This window comes from Dietzia sp. DQ12-76 (genome assembly GCF_014145045.1).
Taxonomy (GTDB): Bacteria; Actinomycetota; Actinomycetes; order Mycobacteriales; family Mycobacteriaceae; genus Dietzia.
On sequence record NZ_JAALDV010000064.1, the window covers coordinates 1 to 1725 of the forward strand.

Below are 1725 nucleotides of genomic sequence, written 5' to 3' on the forward strand. Positions count from 1 at the left end.
GCCCGGCCTCCTCGCCGCGGTCTCCACGGAGCTGCGGGCGGTCGTGGTGGCGCGGTCCGGCCGTCGGAGCGCCGACCCCGTCCGGGTGCGACTCGATCCGGTCCACATCGGCTGAGCGGCCCGTGCGGTGGGTCGGCCCGCGAGCACCTAGAATGGTCGTTCACCGCTTTCCCATCCGCGAGGAGTTCAGATCCGCATGGCCGTCCACCCCGTCCGGCTCTTCGGTGACCCCGTCCTGAGGACCCCGACCGATCCCGTCACCTCGTTCGACGACAGGCTGGCGCGCACCGTGGCCGACCTCATGGACACAGTCCGTCACGAGGAGGGGGCCGGGTTGGCGGCGCCGCAGATCGGTGTGTCCACCCGGGTGTTCGTCTACACCTGTGGTGGCCGGGAAGGCCACCTGGTCAATCCGGAGTGGGAACCGATCGGTGACGAGAAGACGCACGTCAACGAGGGTTGTCTGTCGATTCCCGGGATCTCGGAGCCCACTGAGCGTTACGCACGTGTCCTCGCGCGTGGCGTGGACGTCAAGGGGGACCCGGTGACCTTCGAGGCGGACGGGATCCTCGCCCGCGCGGTGCAGCACGAGACAGACCACCTCGACGGCATCCTGTTCCTCCAGCGTCTCACCCCGGACCGGCGTCGATCGGCGATGGCCGGGATCCGGGCCTCCGGGTGGTTCGGTAGCGACGCCATCAGCGACGGGGTCGTCTACGACCGGCTCGCCGACGCCATGGCGGTGAGGTGAGCCGTGCGTCTCGTCTTCGCCGGCACCCCGCAGGCGGCGGTCCCGTCACTCGAGGCACTCGTGAGCTGCGACCGTCACGAGGTGGTGGCGGCGGTCTCGCGGCCCGACGCCAGGACCGGTCGTGGCCGGAGTCTGTCCCGTAGTGCCGTGGCGGCTGTCGCCGACGACGCGGGCATCGAGGTCCTCACCCCGCCGAACGCGCGCGACCCGCAGTTCGCCGAGCGGCTCCGCGAACTCGCCCCCGACGCGGTCCCGGTGGTCGCCTACGGGCACCTGGTGCCGCGGCCCGTGCTGGACATCCCCACCCACGGGTGGGTGAACCTCCACTTCTCACTGTTGCCCGCGTGGCGGGGTGCCGCCCCGGTCAACGCCGCGATCGAGGCGGGAGACGAGGTGACCGGGGCCACGACCTTCCTGCTCGACGAGGGGATGGACACCGGTCCGGTCCTGGGGACGATGACCGAGGCGATACGGCCGCGCGACACCGCCGGCGACCTGCTCGGTCGCCTGTCGATGTCCGGCGCGGAGCTGCTCGTGGCCACCCTCGACGCCATCGAGGCGGGGGAGGCACGCGCAGTCCCGCAGCCGACGGACGGTATCTCGCGTGCAGGGAAGATCACCGTCGACGACGCGCGCGTGCGCTGGGCTGATCCGGCACTGGCGGTGGATCGTCACATCCGATCCGTGACCCCGGCCCCGGGAGCGTGGACGACGCTCGCCGGGGAACGGGTCAAGATCGGTGCCGCGACTCCGTCTGACGAGGGCACGACCGCCTTGACGCCCGGGCGGATCCGGCTCGACAAGCGGACTCTCCTCGTGGGCACGGCCACCTCTCCGATGGTGCTGGAGGCTGTTCAGCCACCCGGTAAGAAGATGATGAACGCGGTCGACTGGGCGCGCGGTGCCCGGCTCGACGCCGAGGCGGAGTTCGCATGAGCGCCGATGGCGGGCGGGGCCGCGGGCCCGGAGGCGAC

General features: G+C 71.7%; 2 protein-coding genes. Both read left to right on the forward strand.

Translation table 11 applies throughout. The annotated features are described in order from the left end of the window. Positions 1-196 precede the first annotated feature (196 nt). Positions 197-751, forward strand: a complete 555-nt coding sequence (gene def, locus G6019_RS03205; RefSeq protein WP_182613069.1) for a peptide deformylase — start codon at positions 197-199, stop codon at positions 749-751. A gap of 3 nt (positions 752-754) precedes the next feature. Then, positions 755-1687 (forward strand): methionyl-tRNA formyltransferase, encoded by a 933-nt coding sequence (fmt, locus tag G6019_RS03210; protein WP_182613068.1) that lies wholly within the window; start codon positions 755-757, stop codon positions 1685-1687. Positions 1688-1725 lie beyond the last annotated feature (38 nt).